The following is a 19,582-nucleotide window of genomic DNA, read 5'->3' on the forward strand; positions in this document are numbered from 1 at the left end:
TGTATTCTAGAAACTCAAAACTTATGACTAGAATCTAAAAATTATGCTGAATTACTTGTTTGAATATCTGAATCAAATAGACTTCCCGGGAGCGGGACTGTTTCAGTATATCTCATTTCGAGCAGGAATGGCGGCATTACTATCGCTATTAATCACGATCACCTTTGGTAAGAAATTGATCAATATGCTCCATAGATATCAGCTAGGCGAATCCATTCGTGACTTGGGTCTGGATGGACAAATGGAGAAAAAGGGAACGCCAACCATGGGCGGAATTATCATCATTTCTGGAATTGTCATTCCAACCTTACTGCTTGCAGATCTCAGTAATATCTATATTTTATTGTTGATTATCTCAGCACTTTGGATGGGAGTAATCGGTTTCTTGGATGACTATTTGAAAGTAAAAAAGAAGAACAAAGAAGGGCTAAGAGGAAAATTCAAAGTAATAGGACAGATCGGACTTGGATTGTTAGTAGGCCTGGTGATGGTATTTCATGATGATATCGTCGTGAGAGACTTCTCAGGAGAGGCTTTCAAAGATGAAAATTCACTGCTTACCACCATACCATTTGTAGCCAACAATGAATTTCAATATGATTGGCTGCTACCTGACTTTCTAGCTGATTACGCATGGGTTTTATACATATTTGTAGTGATCTTCATTGTTACTGCTGTATCGAATGGTGCAAACATTACTGATGGTTTAGATGGGTTAGCAGCAGGAACATGTGCAATTATAGGTCTCACGCTAGCAGTTTTAGCATACTTATCTGGTAACGCCATCTTTGCTGACTATCTCAACATCATGTTCATTCCAAACTCGGCGGAAATGGTGATCTTTTGTACCGCATTTGTGGGCGCTTGCATCGGCTTTCTTTGGTATAATGCCTACCCTGCACAGGTATTTATGGGAGATACGGGCAGTCTGTCACTGGGTGGTATCATCGCAGTATTAGCTTTCGTCATTCGAAAAGAATTTTTGATTCCTGTTTTATGCGGAATCTTCGTTATTGAAAATCTATCAGTCATCATACAGGTGGCATACTTCAAATACACCAAAAAGAAATACGGTGAAGGTAGAAGAGTATTCTTGATGTCTCCTCTTCATCATCACTATCAAAAGAAAGGAATCCATGAAGCAAAAATTGTGGCTCGCTTCTGGACCGTAGGAATACTCTTAGCCATTTTCACACTAGCAACCCTAAAAATCAGGTAATGACAGTAACACAAATTCACGAATTAAACGAAAAATTTCAGAAAAGTGCAGTACAGCTTTCTGAACTGATTCCTTCTGGAACTCTAGTTCAAGCTACTTCTATGTTGATTAGAAGTGCAAGAAAAATTGACGAACGTTTTCTGAAACTTGTTTCTGCATCATCAGAAATAAAGTTCAATCAAATCATGAGCCAGTTGGAAGATGAAACAGACGAAGTGCTGTTCATTCTGGATCAACTAGAGATGGCAAATAAGAAGCAGAAGATTAGTTTGATCAATGATTTCTTGAAAGATGGGTATGAGTTGGTTTCTATCTACTCTAAATGTTTCGATCATATCATTGACAAAAAAGTTAAAAAAGAAGACTAATGAACGAACGCATAGTCATATTAGGCGGAGGTGAGAGCGGTATAGGTGCTGCTATGCTTGCTCAGCAGAAGGGCTATGATGTATTCCTGTCTGACGGAGGGGGTATTGCACCTGACCGAAGAAGGTCACTGAAAAGTCAGGATATACAATTTGAAGAAAACGGACATTCGGAAGAGCTGATTACAAATGCGTCGCTAGTGGTCAAAAGCCCAGGCATCCCTGATTCGGTTCCTTTGATTCAAACTCTCTTACATAAGGAAATCCTTGTCATTTCCGAAGTGGAGTTTGCCTATAGGTTTATAGACAAAGCAAAAGTGGTCGCTATTACAGGGACCAATGGAAAAACAACCACATCATTACTGACCTATCATCTGTTAAAAACAGCTGGATATAAAGTTGCCTTAGGAGGTAATATCGGAAAGAGCCTAGCCGGATTGGTAGCCGAAGGTGGATATCATTACTATGTAGTAGAAGTAAGTAGTTTTCAACTAGATGGAATTACTAATTTCCGACCAGATGTTGCCGTGTTGCTAAACATTACCCCTGATCATCTTGATCGATATGAGTATAATTTCAATCGATATGTGACATCTAAGTTTCGCATTATTGAAAACCTGACCAACGAACAAGCATTTATCTACTGTGCAGATTCAGAACCTGTTACTGAAGAGATTAACAAGAGGAAAGTGGAGGCAAGCATGTTTGCTATGACTGCTTCTAACAATAATAAGTTGAATGCTTACTTAAAAGACGAACACCTAATCTTCAATTACCAGTTCAAAGAAGATTTTAAAAAATACCAAATTCCACTTTCCGAAATTTCTCTTATAGGGAAGCACAACATGGTGAATAGCATGGCAGCTGTTTTGAGTGCGCTCTGCATGGAAGTTCCGATTGAGAAAGTGCTGAAAGGGTTGAAGAATTTCAAAAACGCGCCACATAGATTGGAGTTTGTGAAAGAAATTAATGGAGTGGCATACATTAACGATTCCAAGGCTACTAATGTGGATTCAGTGTATTACGCCTTAGATGGTGTTAAAGGAAATATCATTTGGATTGCCGGTGGTATAGATAAAGGAAATGATTACGGACAGATAGAAAAACTTGTCAAAAAGAAGGTCAAAGCGCTGATCTGTATGGGTAAAGACAACCATGCATTAACTGAATATTTTGATTCTAAACTGGATAAGATTATTGAAGTTGATAGTGCAAAAAAAGCAATTCAACAAGCGTATCAATTAGCAGAAGAAGGAGACGTGGTGTTGCTATCACCAGCATGTGCCAGCTTCGATTTATTCTCAAACTACGAAGACAGAGGAGACAAATTCAAACGTGAAGTAACCAAGTTGAGTAAGAAACTAAAAGCGAAAGAAGTGTAATGAGAATGAATACCGCCCCATCCGAAATAAAACGATTTCCCCCTTTGGAGGGGGCTAGGGGGAGGATTGTATCTCAAGAAGATTGCAAGAGGATGTTGAATCTAAAACAACTCGTATCATGAACAGCGTAAAAAATTGGGCATATCGAAACCTGAAAGGAGACCCGGTGATTTGGTTCATCGTTCTCATTTTTTCATTATTCAGCATCATGGTGGTCTATAGTGCTACCGGCAGTCTGGCATATAAAATGATGGGTGGCAATACGGAGTATTACCTGATAAAACATTCAGTTTTAGTATTAGTCAGCCTAGTGGCAATTTGGCTAGCACATCGGTTAGATTATCGCTATTATTCAAAAGTTTCGAAGCTTGTTCTATGGCTATGTGTGCCTCTTTTGTTATTCACCTGGGTATTTGGGACGAACATCAATGAAGCTTCAAGATGGTTAACAATCCCTGTTATCAATCAAGCATTCCAACCATCTGATTTAGCCAAATTAGCATTACTTGTCACGTTGGCCAGTATGCTTTCAAAGCGACAGAAATCAATTGATGACTTCCAGAAAGCCATAGTTCCTATGCTTTTTTGGATCGGATTAATTTGCGGATTAATCGCATTGACAAACTTCTCTTCCGCTATTCTCTTATTCTTGACATGCATGCTTGTGCTATTCATTGGCAGGGTTCCAGTTAAGTACCTGGCAATGCTTGTCTTAATATGTTCAGCATTTGGATCAGTCGCCTTTATGGTTGGCCAGAGAGGAGGCACGGCTATGTCCAGAGTCGAAGATTTTATAAATGATGATACACCATATCAAGCTAAGCAAGCATATATAGCAATTGCTTCAGGGGGAGTAATTGGAAAAGGACCTGGACAAAGTGATCAAAGAAATTTTCTTCCACATCCGTATTCAGATTTCATTTATGCAATTGTTCTCGAAGAGTATGGGCTCATCGGTGGAATCGTTATTCTGTTTTTATACCTCGCATTGCTTTACAGGGGAATGAAAGCGGCAGAAGATAATGATCGTGCATACGGAGGGCTACTTTCAGCGGGACTGAGTTTTGCGCTTGTCATGCAAGCGCTAGTCAACATGGGGGTTGCCGTGGGTTTAGGTCCTGTTACAGGATTGACACTTCCATTCATAAGCATGGGAGGTACATCCCAGCTATTCGCAGGAATTGCATTGGGTATTATTCTTAGCGTGAGTCGTGGTGAGCGAGGTAACCTTGGAGGGACCATTGGAAATCAATATAAAGAAGCTGCATAATCGAAAAGGAACGAACATATCGCATTATGATTAGTGGAGGAGGCACAGGAGGCCACATCTATCCAGCTATTTCTATAGCACAGGCATTGAAAGAAATGCTTCAGCATGTAGAGATTCTTTTTGTAGGAGCAAAAGGAAAGATGGAGATGGACAAAGTTCCTGCTGCGGGTTTTGAAATCGAAGGACTTTGGATTAGTGGAATCCAACGAAAGGTTACGGCAGGGAATCTCATGTTCCCATTCAAGCTATGCTCAAGCATTATGCGCTCATACGTTTTATTGAAAAAATTTAAGCCCGATGTAGTAGTCGGTGTAGGTGGCTATGCAAGTGGTCCTTTGCTTTATGCAGCAACCAGAAAGGGAATTCCAACACTCATTCAAGAACAAAATTCGTATGCTGGCTTAACCAATAAGTGGCTAGCTAAAAAAGTGAAAAAAATATGTGTAGCTCATGAAGGGATGGAAAAATATTTTCCAGCTGACAAACTAGTAGTCACAGGTAATCCAGTTCGAAAAACAATTAAGCTTAATCCAAATAGAATCACTGAAGCATATAAACATTTTGAGCTGGACAGTAGCAAACCGACACTTCTTGTAATAGGTGGGAGTTTGGGAGCCAGAACGCTCAATGAAAGCTTATTGGCAGGTCTCGAAAAACTAAAAAAAGAAGGTATCCAATTGATTTGGCAGTGCGGAGGATTTTATCATGAAGAAATGCTTGAACGCTCAAATACATATGATGGAAAGATGATTTTGAAAGACTTCATTTTCCAAATGGATTTTGCGTACGCTTGTGCGGATGTAGTTGTTTCAAGAGCCGGAGCACTTTCTATTGCCGAATTAATGCTCACCGGAAAGCCTGCCATATTAGTGCCATCTCCAAACGTAGCTGAAGACCATCAAACCATCAATGCAATGGCTCTGGTGGAAAACAATGCTGCTGAAATGGTGAAAGATACAGAGGCTGTGGAAACGCTTATTGATGAAGCAATCAGCCTACTGAATGATAAAAACAGGAAAGAAAAATTGTCTGAGAATATAAAAGCCATGGCGCATGAAAATGCGGCTACTGATATTGCAAATGAGGTAATAAGTTTAATTGCATGACACTAAAAGAAGTAAATAACGTCTTTTTCATCGGTATAGGAGGTATCGGTATGAGTGCATTAGCTCGATGGTTTCATGCAAATGGAGCGTTGGTTGCTGGCTATGATAAGACAGAGTCAAGTCTTACAAAAAAACTTATAGAAGAAGGTATTGAAGTTCACTATGAAGATCAATTAGATCTTATTCCAGATACATTTCTAAAGAAAAAGGGGACATTAGTCGTTTTTACACCCGCAGTTTCAGAAAATCACTTAGAACTTAACTATTTCCTTGACGGTGGGTTTACCGTTATGAAACGCTCAGAAGTTTTGGGGATGATTACTAAAAATCATTTTACGATAGCTGTAGCCGGTACGCACGGAAAAACCACAACAACCTCAATGATTGCCCATTTGCTTAGCGCTTCTCGGAAGGGTTGCTCAGCTTTTGTTGGTGGAATTATGACCAATACAGGTACAAACCTGATTATTGGAGATCGAGACGCACCTATCGTCGTAGAAGCAGATGAATACGATCGCTCATTCATGCAATTGAATCCTAACTACACGATTATCACTTCCTTAGATCCAGACCACTTGGATATCTATGGAGATGAAACCACAATGCTTGACACATATGAGGAGTTTGTGAAAAAGACACCAAAAGAAGGTAAAGTATTGATGTATTCCGATGCTGGGTTCAAAATCAACCCTGGAAATAAATATGTATCGTACGCTATCAAGAATGGCGATGTTGTAGCTGATGCGCTTCGAATTGTAAATGGAGCATTCGTATTTACTTACAGATACGGAATGGAGAAAATCGCAGATGTACATCTCGAGGTTCCTGGATATCACAACGTAGAAAATGCTTTGGCGGCCATAACGGTTGCCTTGGATTTGGGAATGGAAGGGAAGGAGATCAGGAAAAGAATGAAGACTTATGCTGGCGTTAAGCGACGTTTTGAATACATCTTCAGAAGTCCTCACACAACATTGATTGATGATTATGCTCATCACCCGCAAGAAATTGAGGCTTTTTTAAAATCTGTAAGATCACTGGCAGGCAAGCGTAAGATCACGGCTATTTTTCAACCGCATCTATATTCCAGAACCGATGATTTCAAGAAAGGATTTGCAGAAGCTTTAGATAAAGCAGATGAAGTAATCCTATTGGATATTTATCCTGCACGCGAAGAACCGATTCCTGGAGTTACTTCAAAATCAATTTTTGATTTGATGGAGAATGAAAAGAAGGTGATGGTTCCAAAAGATTACCTGCTCATGGAACTAGATAACCATAACCTTGATATTGTGGTAACCATTGGTGCTGGTGATATTGATCGTGAAGTTCCAAAAGTTGCTGACTATATGAGAAACAAGTTCAACTCAAAATCTGAAGAAGATGAGTAAGCAAGAGAAGCAAAACATATTGATCTACTCGTTCAGCGGATTGCTTTTGCTTTCCCTAATCACATTTGTGAGCATAAAAAATAATGGCCGTCCTGTAGAAGGAGTTAAAGTTGAAATACTTGAGCAGGAGGGGAATTTCTTCACTGATCAGCTGGAAGTAGTGGACTTGATGACTGACAAGAGTGCGGATTATGTGATAGGAGTAGAGATGGGAGATTTAGATCCAAAAATTTTAGAAGAACGCGTTGAAACCAATCCTTTTGTAAGAGATGCTCAGGTATATAGAGATCTAAAGGGAAATCTTCAGGTCAAGGTCAAGCAGAGTAAACCGATAGCCAGACTTTTTGTAGACGGAAAAAATGATCGCTACATAGATTCTGAAGGCCGTGTTCTCCCAGTAAATGCTAAACATACGGCTAGGGTACCGTTAGTGGAAACGGAATTTGACTTTGTATGGGAGGAAAATCTGAATGAGTCTAAATACGGAATGCAGGTTTTTGATCTACTTACATTTATTGAAGCTGACGATTTTTGGAAAGCTCAGATAGCTCATATTGTTGTAAAGAAAGATGGAGAAGTAGACATGTTTCCACAAGTAACAAAACAGATTATAGAATTTGGAAGGCCAGAAGACTTTGAAAGTAAATTTTCAAAACTGATGACTTTCTATAAAGAAATATTACCCAAGAAGGGCTGGAACAGCTATAGTAGGGTCAATTTGAAGTTTGAAAATCAAATTATTTGCGAGTAGTAATCACCAAGAAATTATAGATATTATGGAAGATAAAATCATCGTTGGATTAGACATAGGCACGACAAAGATCTGTGCCATTGTTGGTAAGAAGAATGAATACGGAAAGCTGGAGATACTAGGCATGGGCAAGGCAGTATCTGATGGTGTGATTCGTGGAATTGTAACCAACATTGACAAAACTGTAAGAGCTATTGAGAAAGCAATTGCAGAAGCAAGTGAGCAGTCAGGAATAGATGTGAAAGTGGTCAATGTAGGTATTGCAGGGCAGCATATTAAGAGCGCGGTACATCATGGTGGGATCACTCGTGAAGATTCAGAAGGGGAGATTACTATTGAAGACTTAAGTCGCCTGAATAGTGATATGCACAGAATTGTAACACCTCCAGGTAGTGAAATTATCCATGTGATGCCTCAGGACTACATAGTAGATTATGAAGATGGCATCATGGATCCGGTTGGAATGACTGGGGTGAAATTAGAAGCAGACTTCCACATCATTACAGCACAGACTAACGCAATCAACAACATAAACAAGTGTGTGAGAAAAGCTGGGCTCCAGATTGAGAATCTCATTTTGGAACCACTCGCGTCCAGCTTATCTGTTTTAAGTGATGAAGAAAAAGAAGCCGGTGTTTGCCTGGTTGATATTGGTGGTGGAACGACGGATGTCGCCGTGTTTTATGACAACATTATTCGTCACACAGCTGTGATCCCTTTTGGGGGTAATATTATCACATCGGATATCAAGCAAGGCTGTATGGTGATGGAACATCAGGCAGAACTTCTGAAAACAAAATTTGGTAAAGCGATATCTGAAGAAGCAAGCCCGAATGAGATCGTATCTATTCCAGGTTTGAGGAATAGACCTCCAAAAGAGATTTCTATTAAAAACCTTGCGCACATCATTGAAGCTAGAATGGAAGAAATCATTGAACTCGCTCATACAGAGATTATTAGTTCAGGTTACAATAAAAAACTTGCGGCAGGTATTGTGGTGACAGGAGGAGGCTCTCAATTGACAAACTTGAGCCAATTGTTTGAATATATGACTGGCTTAGACACGCGAATTGGATATCCAAATGAACATCTGGGTAGAAGCAAAGTGGATGCAGCTAAAAGCCCAATGTTTGCGACTACTGTTGGTCTGGTGCTTTCAGGATTTAAAGCATTGGATATTAGAGAAGCAAGGTATTCCGAGGTTCCCTCTTTTAAAGGAGAAGGAAAGAAAAAGATGAAACAAGGCAATAAGTTCTTTTCCAATATTCTGGAGAAAACGAAAGGTCTTTTAATCGATGATTTTGATGATAAAATTAGTTAGTGAAGAGTAATTGGTTGCGAGCCACGAGATGGCTCATAACTCGTAACTCATAACTCAAAACTTAATAATTATGGCAGAAAATATGTATCAATTCGACTTACCGTCTCATCACAAGTCCATCATCAAGGTGGTAGGTGTTGGCGGTGGTGGCAGCAATGCTGTTAATCACATGTACAGCCTGGGGATCCGGGACGTAGAATTTGTGGTCTGTAATACAGATCATCAAGCACTAGAAAGTAGTGCAGTACCAAACAAGCTTCAGGTGGGTAATAACCTGACAAGTGGGTTGGGAGCTGGAGCAAATCCTGAAAGAGGCAGAAATGCCGCAATTGAAAGCAAAGAAGAAATTCGGGACCTACTCTCGCAAGACACTAAAATGGTTTTCATTACTGCAGGAATGGGTGGTGGTACCGGTACTGGTGCCGCTCCAGTAATTGCGCAAGTAGCTAGCGAGTTAGATATCCTTACGGTAGGAATCGTAACAGCACCATTTGCTTTTGAAGGCAAGAAAAAAATGAAAGCTGCTGAAGAAGGTATCAAAGAATTGAAAAAGTATTGCGATACCGTACTAGTAATCATGAATGATAAACTTCGTGAAATCTATGGTAACCTTTCCATAAGTGATGCTTTCGCGCAGGCAGATAATGTATTGACAACTGCTGCTAAAGGTATTGCAGAGATTATCACTGTTCCGGGATATGTGAATGTGGATTTTGAAGACGTAAAGACAGTGATGAAAGGTGCAGGACCTGCCGTGATGGGATCAGCAAAAACTATAGGAGACAACCGAGCGCGTAGAGCAGCAGAAGAAGCATTGAACTCTCCATTGTTGAATCAACATGACATTTTTGGGGCAGAGAAAATCTTGCTTTCGATCATCTCTGGTGAAGAGGCTGAACTTCAAATGGATGAACTGACAGACATTACCGATTACATTCAAGAATATGCGGGAGATAATGCAGAAGTGATCTTCGGTCACGGTGTAGATAGCACACTGGGTGAAAACATTAGGGTAACTGTAATTGCTACTGGTTTTGGCAAAGTAGATGAGGATGGGGAGTATATCTCTAAAGAAGAGGAAGCAAGACGATTTGACTTAAACTCTCAAAAAGAGATCAGTGAAACACAAAAACAAGACACTACTTCGGATTTCATGTTCGAGATTGAAAACGAAAGTGACAAGGATGAAGTAGAAGATTGGACTTATGAATTCAGTTCATTGAAAGATGAAATAAAAAGAGAAGTTGAGGAAGAAGACCAAAGTGGAGAAAAACAAAGAGTGGAACAGCCTGCTTTTGAATTTGACTTCACGAATAGCTTTGAAGGAGAGGAAGAAATTGATGAGGAAGAGGTAAGTATCAATGATGCTTTTACAGCATCTCCTGACTCTAAGCAAGTTCGACTCGCACAAGAACGTGCAGAGCGAGAGGCTATGTTTGATGACAAGAAGTTTGAAATGGCAACAGAAGAGTTTAAGGAGCGTTTAGACGTGCCCGCATATGAGCGCAAGAAAGTAAAACTTCAGAATGTACCTCATTCATCTGAGCGAAATATTTCAAAATTCAACTTGAACGAGGAGAATCAGATTCTCGGAAATAATAAATTCTTGCATGATAACGTGGATTGATAATCTACGTCATCGCGAGTGAATACGAAGCGATCTTAATATTGAGATAGCTTCACTTCGTTCGCAATGACGGTTATCTGTCCTAAAGACATGGTTAACGTAGGTGTTAGTCATACATGTGCCGGACATGATCCGGTATTCTGCCAAGAATGAACCCCGGCCATGGTCGGGGTTTAATTTTTTTAAAGGAGAGAAAAACTAAGACTTATTTATTTTTTGCGGACTCTTTTCGATCCCTATCAGACTTAAAAGCTGCATAAATGCCAATTAGAACCCCCAAGCCTAAGGAAATGTATTGTAGGATTTGATTTTCATTGAAGATTGTTAATCCGAGTGTTGAAAACATAATTCCAATTATGACCAACGATGTACTCTTATCTTTTTTCATTGATTTGTAAAATGTATATACAGTTGGTGGTTCTTTCTGTTGATTTATTACAAGAAATTCTATTTCAACCTAACAGTCAATAAGTTGAAGGAGACAAATTCGATCATATCCGCAACAATTACTTATTTCTTTCTACATTATCGAAACTAATTAAATGTTAGTCTCGTATAGAAATTTACAAAATAGAAACTAATAATGGAATGGGAAAGAACGCAATAGGTGAATTCGAAGAATTGTTACTTCTTACAGTACTTATACTTCAAGAAGAAGCTTATATCCTAAAAATCAAAGAGGAGCTTGTAAATCAAGCAAATCGAAAATCAGCGATGGGAGCAATTCACATTACACTAAGTAGACTTGAGAGTAAGGACTTGCTCAAGTCAAGTTTAGGAGGTGCTACCGCTGAAAGAGGAGGTAGGAAGAAGAGAATCTACGAACTCACAGCCGCTGGTAAAACTGCACTTACTGAAGTCAAGGAGACGCGCAACAGTATGTGGAACAATGTTCCGGAATTTGCACTGAAGGTTGTCTATGCCAATTGACGCTACCCTTACTTTTTCACTGAAGCTAGTCAAATGGCTTTGCAAGAATGATTTAGTAGAGGAAATTCAAGGCAACCTTGAAGAATACTACCTGCTACTAAGGACTGAGAAAAAATCATTCTTTTTTGTGAGATACTGGTATCAGGTACTTCATTACATGCGACCCTCATTTCTTCAATTATTCAAACTCAAAAACAAAGGACCTATGTTTAATTTCAACCCGAAAATTGCAATACGTAACTTAATGAATCATCGCTCTACAACTATCATAAGCTTATTAGGCTTTGTTGTAGGGCTTACGTCAGTCATATTCCTGTATTTCTATATAGAGAATGAACTGAATACTGACTCTTTTCACATAGACAAAGATCAGATATATCGTGTAGTCCGAATGGCTTCAAACAATACAGGAGATGTTTACCCAGTATCGCCCACTTCAGGACCATATGCTGGAGCATTAGCCAATGATTTCCCGGAGACAGTTCAATCTACAAATCGAGTGCTTTTCGAACGTGGATTGGTCACATTTGAAGACAAGAGTTTTTACGAGGAAGACATTGTGTTTGCAGATGCCAATTTCTTTACCTTTTTCTCATATCCACTAAAAAAAGGAAATCCTGCTACCGTGCTTTCTGGAGCAAATGATGTGGTGATAAGCCAGAAGATTGCAGAGAAATATTTTGGAGATGAAGACCCTATTGGAAAGATATTGGATATCGATGCAGGTGACTATAAATATACGGTTAGTGGAGTATTTGATGATTTCCCCACTAAATCTCACCTACGATTTGATATGGTATTCTCGATTGATCTGTTCGATTCATTCGAGTGGTTTGGTCGCTGGTTCAATCATGGACTCTGCACATACATAAAAGTGAATACTCCTGCAGAAGCAGACTACCTGGAATCTCAGTTTCCAGACTTTATGAATAAATATATGGGCGAAGATTTTAAAAGACTTGGGACGCAATGGGGAATAAAGTTGGAGTCGCTTGGTGATCTTTATTTTAATGAGATCAGATTTGAATTTCCAGACATTAAGCATGGAAGTACAGTCAATGTAATAACACTTGGCAGTATCGCCTTAGCTATTCTGTTTATTGCATGTTTCAACTACATAAACCTTTCTATCGCACAATCATATAAGCGTGCAAAAGAAGTGGGAGTACGAAAAGTTTTAGGAGTAGATCAAGGAAGATTAATAGCTCAGTTTCTCGGAGAGTCACTTGTAATTTTACTCATTTCTGTATTGGCCTCCATATTGTTAAGTGAATTGTTAAAAGGGAGCTTTAATCAATTCTTCGATCTTAATGTCATATTTAACTGGCAAGACCCGCTTGTTATTGTTTTCTTTTCAAGCCTTTTTATTGTTATCGTTATTGCCTCTGGACTATATCCTGCGCTTTTACTTTCATCATTTCATCCTTTGAAAGTATTAAAAACAGGAAAACCAGCTTTGGGTAAGAATATCATAGTTAGAAAGGGCTTGGTCATTCTCCAATTCTCTATGTCAATATTTCTAATAATTGCAACGTCTTTGATTTACATGCAATTAAGTTTTGTTCAAAATAGAGACCTTGGTTTTGATAAGGAAGCGGTGTTGATTATAGAAAGCAACAATGCTCCAATTGGCGAAAACCATGAAACTTTTAAAGATCTTTTAAAATCCAGCCGTTTTGTCAAAAGTGTTACTTCCGCTTCAGGAGAGCCTGGAGGGTTTCATGATAACGCACCTATCGAGATAGATGGAATTGAAGAGCCGGTTCACTTAAACACTATTTTCGCGGATACAGAATACTTAAAGACTTTTGATATCTCGTTAGTGGCAGGTAGAGCTTTTGATTCAAATATTTCTTCTGACAATGAATCGGTAATGATGATCAACGAAAGTGCTGTTAAATCAACAGGCCTTTCAGCAGAAGATATTATTGGTAAAAAGGTGAGAGGTTCTTTTTGGAATTTGGATCATAGGATAATTGGAGTCTTTAAGGATTATCATTTTAAAGGCCTCAAAACTGAAATTGAACCACTTGTAATTATATCAGGAGATGATGATGCAAGGATTTTTGCAGCAAAAATTGATGCCAATAATCTGAGTGAATCGGTGAAAGAAGTAGAAGATATCTATAAGCGAATTTCACCAAATTTTCCAATGAGTAGTCGATTTTTAGATGATTCTATTGCGCAACAGTATGAGGAAGAAGCAAAACAGGCAAGAATTTTTACAGGTTTTGCCATTCTCTCCATTTTCTTGGCATGTATGGGAATATTTGGTTTGGCTTCCTTCTCTGCCCAGCAAAGACAGAAAGAATTAAGCATTCGAAAAGTATTGGGCGCTTCTGTCAAGCAAGTAATCTATTTGATATCGAACGAATTTTTAGTCCTAGTGCTTATATCATCTTTAATGGCAATTCCGTTTTCGTGGTACTTTGTATCAGGATGGCTTGATGGTTTTGCCTATAGAATAGAGTTATTAAATAGTTGGCCAATTTTTTTACTTGGAGGTGCAATAACAGCAGTAGTAGCCTTTATAACCATAGGTGCTAAAACGTATAAAACAGCAGCAAGTAATCCTTCTGAAATAATGAGATATGAATAGATAGGAGTAGCTTCAATTTTCTTAAAACACTTAAAGCCCTTGGTTACACATAGATCAAGGGCTTTTTATGTCAAGCGCCAAGCTCATCTTGTTTACCAAATCGTCCACAGTATCTTTTTCATAGTCAATATCCAAAGGCTGACTGAATTTCAATGATAGATCTACACCTTTTTGTAGCCTTTTTAATCCAGTTTTATCAAAAGCTTTTCTAAAACCATCAACGCGTACTGGTACAACCACAGGCTTATATTGTTTAATGATATGCGCAGTACCTTTTCTTACAGGCGCACCATCACGTGTTGTACCCTGAGGGAAGGTGACAACCCAACCATCTGCTATGGCCATACCAATGGATTTTGTGTCATCTGGATTAACCTCTCGCTTGATCATATCATCTCCTTGTCTCCAGGTTCTGTCTACACTTACAGCACCAGCATATGCTAGAATCTTAGGGAACAGTCCTTTTTCCATAGTCTCACGGGCAGCTACATAGTACACATTCACTTTAGGATTTTTCAAATAACTTCCATCTGCTATAGAGTTTACTTGTCCATTTAAAGCAGCAAACATGGCATTGTACATAGCAATTACATCTGTGAAAATAGTCTGATGATTTGAAATAAATAGAACTCCATGTGCTTGCAGATTCGGAAGCACTTCAGCTCCTGAAATAACGACGTTATTTGGATTCAAAAGTCGCGACCTAACAAAGCTGCCAACTACTCTAAAAATCTTCTTCTTAAGCCATATTTTTTGACCGAATACATTCTTTTTAGACATACAGTTTTTCTAATTCCTAAACTACAAAGCTCAAAGGTAGATAAAACAAAACCCCGCATCTAGCGGGGTTCTATAGTAGAGTAGGTGATCGGGCGTTTCTTCATTCTACCAAAACGATCTATAATAAAACCTTAAACTATCAGAAAGACGTTTTACCATTCACAAAGAGCATTATAATATGCTATTCATCTCTCAAAGAATCAATGGGATTAGTCTTAATAGTACTTAAGATCTTAGACATGATACTTAGAATTGCCATTCCTATTACAAAGACTACCGGTATTACGAAGAACCACCAACCAAGATCAATTCTGAACGTGTAGCTTTCTAACCATTTGTTCATGATTAAATAGGCAACAGGGACACTTAATATGCATGCTATTCCAGTTAAAATCAGATATTCTTTTGATAAGAGAAGCACCAGATGCTTAGCTGAAGCTCCTAGCGCTTTTCTAATCCCAATCTCTTTTGTTCGTTGTTGGATGGTGAATGATGTTAATCCAAACAAACCTAAACAAGCAATCAAGATTGCAAGTGAAGAGAATCCACTAAAAATCTTTCCGAAGCGGACGTCTTCTGTGTATTGCTCATCGAAGGCGCTATCTAAGAAAAAGTAGTTCATCTGATAATCAGTAAATACATTGTTCCACTCACCTTTAACGGAGCTTACTAAGTCAGCAAGCTGATTACTTCTAGAAGCCCCCTTTGTGTCATCCAGCTTCATTTTTATGAAGTAATATTCTGTCCAGGAGCTCAATATATAAGCTAGCGGTTGATAATCGTCATGTAAAGATGTGTGGTGATGATTCTCTAAAACGCCTCTTACGGTAAGAGGTGCAAAGAACCCTGATAACTCAGCACCCAAAGCATCATCAGGTGTGTCAAATCCTAATTGTTCTGCCAGCTTTTGATTGATAACCACATCTTGTTTAGTCCATGGATCATCACCTTCCCTCAATGCTCTACCAGCAATTACATCAATTCCAAAAAATGATGGAAAGTCTGTGTCCATAGAAATCAAACCAGTCTGAACTGAATTTGCTCTGGATTCATTTTTTAGGTAGATGCTTGTACCCCATCCCACCTGCTCTCCTGGGATTTCCCCAGCATTAGTAATTTCGGCAATACCACTTTGCTTAAGAAGCTCCGTTTTCAGAGTTCTGAAGCGATCTACGTCTTCTCGTTGCTCGGAACCAACATCTCCTGGAGGTGACTGAATGACTAGAATATTTTCTATCTCAATTCCAAGATCCGCATCCCGCATGTAGTTTATTTGATTGTAAATGGTAATTGTCCCCGCTATAAGAATGAAGGTGATTACAAACTGAACAAATACGAGCCCTTTTCGCAATTTAGTCCCACCTACTTTGCCTCTTTGACCTACTAGGACATTAACCATATTAATAGTCTTTAATAATGCATAAGGATAGAACCCTATAAGTAGAGTCCCAACCACTATTAATCCTCCTAGCAATAGAAGTATTTCCATATTCATCAAGGCTGATATAGGAAGGCCAGTAATTTCGAGTAGATATTTTTCTCCTATTTGAGTGATAAGAAGTGCGAAACCAAAAGCAATTGCATTCATGATGAATGCCTCAAGTACAAAAAGCTGAGTAATCTGTTTCATCGAAGATCCCATGCATTTCCTGATCCCCATTTCCTTCAATCGCTCGATTGTACGAATAAGAGATAAATTCATATAATTAATCCAGGCGATTACAAGAATGATAATGGCTATCAAACTTAATATTAAGATGATTTTCCCATCAAGCCCTGCTCGAAAAATGTCCGCACTTTCTTGATCTAAATGGATTTCAGTGATTGGTTGAAAATAGTAATCTACTGAATAACCACTCTTGCCTATTGATTGCTTAATGTTTTGATCATATAGGTTTTTCACTTCATCAAGAACCTGACCTTTTTGGCCGGGCTCTTCCAGCATCACATAAGATATCATTCCGTTTTGAGTCCAGCTATTTCTTCCCTTAGAGTAATTGTCAAGAGAAGGAAAGGAGAGGAGCAGTTCGAAACTGAGATGAGAGTTATCTGGAACGTCTTTTATAACCCCAACCAATTCATACTCATGAGTACCATTATTTCCGCTTAAAGTAAACTTTGAACCAATGGCTTTTTGAGGATCATCAAAGTATTTAACTGAAGCACTTTCTGATAGAATAGCTTTTTGTGGCTCATCGAACTTCTGACTTCCACCGGCTACAAACTCAAGGTCGAATATATCGAAAAGTCCGCTTTCAGTAACATATACTTGACTTTGCTTAAAATTAACCTGCTTCTCATTGTAGTTATAAATGATCGTATTATTCGCATAGTTATAATCATAAAAACGGGCAATGCTTTGTACTTGTGGCACTGTTTCTTTCAATGTATATGCCAACATTGCAGGAGTTGAGGCAGTTTTTCCCAATGATTCACCACTCTTATATGCCTCTCCTTCAATACGGAAGGTTCTTTCAGAATTAGAATGAAATTTGTCGAATGATTTATGAAAGCTGACATATTGGGCAATAACGAGACATGCTGCCATCCCTAAGGCGAGACCGAAGATATTGATGAAAGAAAATATTTTGTTCTTTTTAATCTGCCGAAAGATCGTTGTTAGATAGTTCTTAAGCATTAGTCAAGAGGTTTTGGTAGACTATATAGTTAATAAGAAGTATGCCAAGATCTTAAAAATCTGATTTTCAAGCATTTATATTTTTTTTAAATGAATTATTGTTCGCTGACGCACAATATGGTGTGCGTTTTTTAGTTTAAATGTGCCTTGAAGACACCTATATTTGTCCAAAATCTCATAAAAGTTCAGAATGAAAGCATATATATTCTTATTCTTTCTCATCCCAATTTCCTTGACTGCTCAAATAACATTTGAGGAAGGCACATGGGAAGAGTCGTTAAGAAAAGCTAAACAACAAAATAAGTTAATCTTCCTTGATGCTTATGCAGAATGGTGCGAGCCATGTAAGGAGATGGAGGAGTATACATTCTCTGATTTAGAAGTTTCCAATTACTACAATTCAAACTTCATAAATGTCCATATGGATATGGAGGATTATCCAGGGGTAGAGCTTGCAGAACATTATACCGTAAGCGTATTTCCGTCTCTATTATTTATTGATGGAGATGGTAAAGTAATTCATCGCGGATGCGGTGCTATGGATGCTACTCAATTTCTAGACCTGGCTAATGAGGCGCTATCTGATAGCAAGACATTAGCATCATTAGAGAATAGATATGATCAAGGGGATAGATCTGTCGACTTCATGCTTGATTATCTGGAACTATTGGAAGAAGCTTGCTTAGATGCAGAAAAATTTGCAAGTAATTACCTGAACAGTGTCAACGTAAATGATTTAGCAAATGAAACTGCATGGGAGGTTTTCGCTACCTATCAATGGGATATTTATAGTCGTGAATTTCAGTATGTTCAAAAAAATAAACCTGCATTTGAAAATAAGCTTGGTCAGGATATAGTCGATGCAAAATTGTATGATACTTACCTTTCTCAGTATCAGGAAATATTTGAATCGGAGGAATTGCATGATTTTGCAATGCGCGCGCTTTTACATCAGATGAAGGATATATCCTTTGTTGGATCAGACACTTTGAAATTGATGATGAACCTTCACTATGCAGAGTTTACGGAGAATTGGATCAGTTATGCTGATTTCGCAATAGAGTTAGTAGGTATGACAGAAATTGAAGATCCTGATCAATTAAATGAACTAGCGTGGAAATTTTATCTTTTTGTAGAAAATAGAAATCAATTGGAAATAGCTTCTTCATGGGCTCAACAAGCGGTCGACGAGCTTCCAGAACCTTCAAACATAGATACTTATGCTTCACTTCAGTTTAAGCTAGGCAACAAGAAAAAGGCAATAGAGCTAGAAAAACGCGCACTTGAATTAGCTCAAGAATTATACGATGATACTTCCCATTACAAGCATCAACTGAAAAAATTTGAAGGGGAATAAGAGCCTCTTCTTAGATAGAAGCTCCTACAAATAAAAAAGCCCACAAATATATGCGGGCTTCATCTTTTATATGTGATTCTTTAGCTTATGCTACTTTTCAAGTACTCTCTATTCATCCTGGCGATGTTTTCTAGAGAAATTCCTTTAGGACATTCTACCTCGCAAGCTCCGGTATTAGAACAGTTCCCAAAACCTTCTTCGTCCATTTGCTTCACCATATTTTGCGCTCGCTCTTTAGCTTCAACTTTACCTTGAGGCAGGAGTGATAGCTGAGATACTTTAGCTGAGACAAATAGCATAGCAGAAGCATTCTTGCAGGAAGCAACACAAGCTCCGCATCCAATACATGTAGCGGCATCAAATGCTTTGTCAGCATCATGTTTATCGATTGGGATAGCATTCGCATCTTGCGTATTACCGGAAGTATTTACACTAATAAAACCTCCCGCATTCATTACTCGGTCAAAAGCGCTTCTATCTACAACCAAATCCTTTATTACCGGAAAAGCTTTTGCCCTCCACGGCTCAACATAAATAGTATCTCCATCATTGAAAGATCTCATATGTAGTTGGCAAGTAGTCATCCTTCTGCCAGGACCATGTGCTTCACCATTGATATACATAGAACAACTTCCGCAGATACCTTCACGACAATCATGATCAAATGCGATAGGCTCATCACCTGAATCTACCAATTGTTCATTCAAAATATCCATCATCTCAAGGAAAGAACTATCTATGGAAATATTAGAAACCTGATAAGTCTCCATTTTTCCTTGATCTTTGTCACTTTTCTGTCTCCAGACCTTTAGTGTAAGGTTTAATTCTTTTGCTGCTGACATATTT

16 protein-coding genes are annotated in these 19,582 nt (G+C 38.6%); 12 read left to right on the forward strand and 4 right to left on the reverse strand.

Annotated elements, in window-relative coordinates:
* Positions 1-43: 43 nt before the first annotated feature.
* From mraY to ftsZ, 9 genes are all read left to right on the forward strand, one after another.
* Positions 44-1,219: a phospho-N-acetylmuramoyl-pentapeptide-transferase gene (gene mraY, locus ABJQ32_21100; protein MEP5292164.1), complete on the forward strand. Its 1,176-nt coding sequence runs from the start codon at positions 44-46 to the stop codon at positions 1,217-1,219.
* On the forward strand, positions 1,219-1,587 hold the full coding sequence (locus ABJQ32_21105; GenBank protein ID MEP5292165.1) for a hypothetical protein: 369 nt from the start codon (positions 1,219-1,221) through the stop codon (positions 1,585-1,587). The genes mraY and ABJQ32_21105 overlap by 1 nt, the downstream gene beginning before the upstream one ends.
* Complete coding sequence (gene murD, locus ABJQ32_21110; protein ID MEP5292166.1) at positions 1,587-2,966, forward strand: UDP-N-acetylmuramoyl-L-alanine--D-glutamate ligase; 1,380 nt, start codon at positions 1,587-1,589, stop codon at positions 2,964-2,966. Before ABJQ32_21105 ends, murD begins: the two co-directional genes overlap by 1 nt.
* 118 nt (positions 2,967-3,084) lie before the next feature.
* A complete protein-coding gene (locus tag ABJQ32_21115) occupies positions 3,085-4,236 on the forward strand; it encodes an FtsW/RodA/SpoVE family cell cycle protein (protein MEP5292167.1) in 1,152 nt (383 codons plus the stop codon).
* 26 nt (positions 4,237-4,262) lie between these two features.
* The gene (gene murG / locus ABJQ32_21120; protein ID MEP5292168.1) at positions 4,263-5,342 is read left to right on the forward strand and encodes an undecaprenyldiphospho-muramoylpentapeptide beta-N-acetylglucosaminyltransferase; all 1,080 of its coding nucleotides are present in this window, start codon (positions 4,263-4,265) and stop codon (positions 5,340-5,342) included.
* Positions 5,339-6,733 (forward strand): UDP-N-acetylmuramate--L-alanine ligase, encoded by a 1,395-nt coding sequence (murC, locus tag ABJQ32_21125; GenBank protein MEP5292169.1) that lies wholly within the window; start codon positions 5,339-5,341, stop codon positions 6,731-6,733. Before murG ends, murC begins: the two co-directional genes overlap by 4 nt.
* Positions 6,726-7,484, forward strand: a complete 759-nt coding sequence (locus tag ABJQ32_21130; GenBank protein ID MEP5292170.1) for a hypothetical protein — start codon at positions 6,726-6,728, stop codon at positions 7,482-7,484. The genes murC and ABJQ32_21130 overlap by 8 nt, the downstream gene beginning before the upstream one ends.
* Positions 7,485-7,509: 25 nt before the next feature.
* A complete protein-coding gene (gene ftsA, locus ABJQ32_21135; GenBank protein ID MEP5292171.1) occupies positions 7,510-8,805 on the forward strand; it encodes a cell division protein FtsA in 1,296 nt (431 codons plus the stop codon).
* 70 nt (positions 8,806-8,875) lie between these two features.
* Positions 8,876-10,432, forward strand: a complete 1,557-nt coding sequence (gene ftsZ, locus ABJQ32_21140) for a cell division protein FtsZ (GenBank protein ID MEP5292172.1) — start codon at positions 8,876-8,878, stop codon at positions 10,430-10,432.
* Between the two features lie 205 nt (positions 10,433-10,637).
* Here the strand turns inward: ftsZ and ABJQ32_21145 are convergent, their stop codons facing one another.
* Positions 10,638-10,820 (reverse strand): hypothetical protein, encoded by a 183-nt coding sequence (locus ABJQ32_21145; protein ID MEP5292173.1) that lies wholly within the window; start codon positions 10,818-10,820, stop codon positions 10,638-10,640.
* Positions 10,821-11,020: 200 nt separating this feature from the next.
* On the opposite strand from ABJQ32_21145, the gene ABJQ32_21150 reads away from it, so the two are divergent.
* Together ABJQ32_21150 and ABJQ32_21155 are read left to right on the forward strand one after the other, a co-directional pair.
* Positions 11,021-11,362: a helix-turn-helix transcriptional regulator gene (locus tag ABJQ32_21150; protein ID MEP5292174.1), complete on the forward strand. Its 342-nt coding sequence runs from the start codon at positions 11,021-11,023 to the stop codon at positions 11,360-11,362.
* On the forward strand, positions 11,352-13,961 hold the full coding sequence (locus ABJQ32_21155; protein MEP5292175.1) for an ABC transporter permease: 2,610 nt from the start codon (positions 11,352-11,354) through the stop codon (positions 13,959-13,961). The genes ABJQ32_21150 and ABJQ32_21155 overlap by 11 nt, the downstream gene beginning before the upstream one ends.
* A gap of 54 nt (positions 13,962-14,015) precedes the next feature.
* Here ABJQ32_21155 and ABJQ32_21160 read toward each other — a convergent pair whose 3' ends face one another.
* Positions 14,016-14,741, reverse strand: coding sequence for a lysophospholipid acyltransferase family protein (locus tag ABJQ32_21160; protein MEP5292176.1), 726 nt, complete (start codon positions 14,739-14,741; stop codon positions 14,016-14,018).
* A 181-nt stretch (positions 14,742-14,922) separates the two neighbouring features.
* On the reverse strand, positions 14,923-17,379 hold the full coding sequence (locus ABJQ32_21165) for an ABC transporter permease (protein MEP5292177.1): 2,457 nt from the start codon (positions 17,377-17,379) through the stop codon (positions 14,923-14,925).
* Positions 17,380-17,569: 190 nt separating this feature from the next.
* Between ABJQ32_21165 and ABJQ32_21170 the strand changes: the two genes are divergently transcribed.
* On the forward strand, positions 17,570-18,736 hold the full coding sequence (locus ABJQ32_21170; GenBank protein ID MEP5292178.1) for a thioredoxin fold domain-containing protein: 1,167 nt from the start codon (positions 17,570-17,572) through the stop codon (positions 18,734-18,736).
* Positions 18,737-18,816: 80 nt separating this feature from the next.
* On the opposite strand, the gene ABJQ32_21175 is transcribed toward ABJQ32_21170, so the two are convergent.
* A complete protein-coding gene (locus ABJQ32_21175) occupies positions 18,817-19,578 on the reverse strand; it encodes a succinate dehydrogenase/fumarate reductase iron-sulfur subunit (protein MEP5292179.1) in 762 nt (253 codons plus the stop codon).
* Positions 19,579-19,582: the final 4 nt, after the last annotated feature.

Origin of the sequence: Marinobacter alexandrii (assembly GCA_039984955.1) — a bacterium.
GTDB lineage: Bacteria > Bacteroidota > Bacteroidia > Cytophagales > Cyclobacteriaceae > Ekhidna.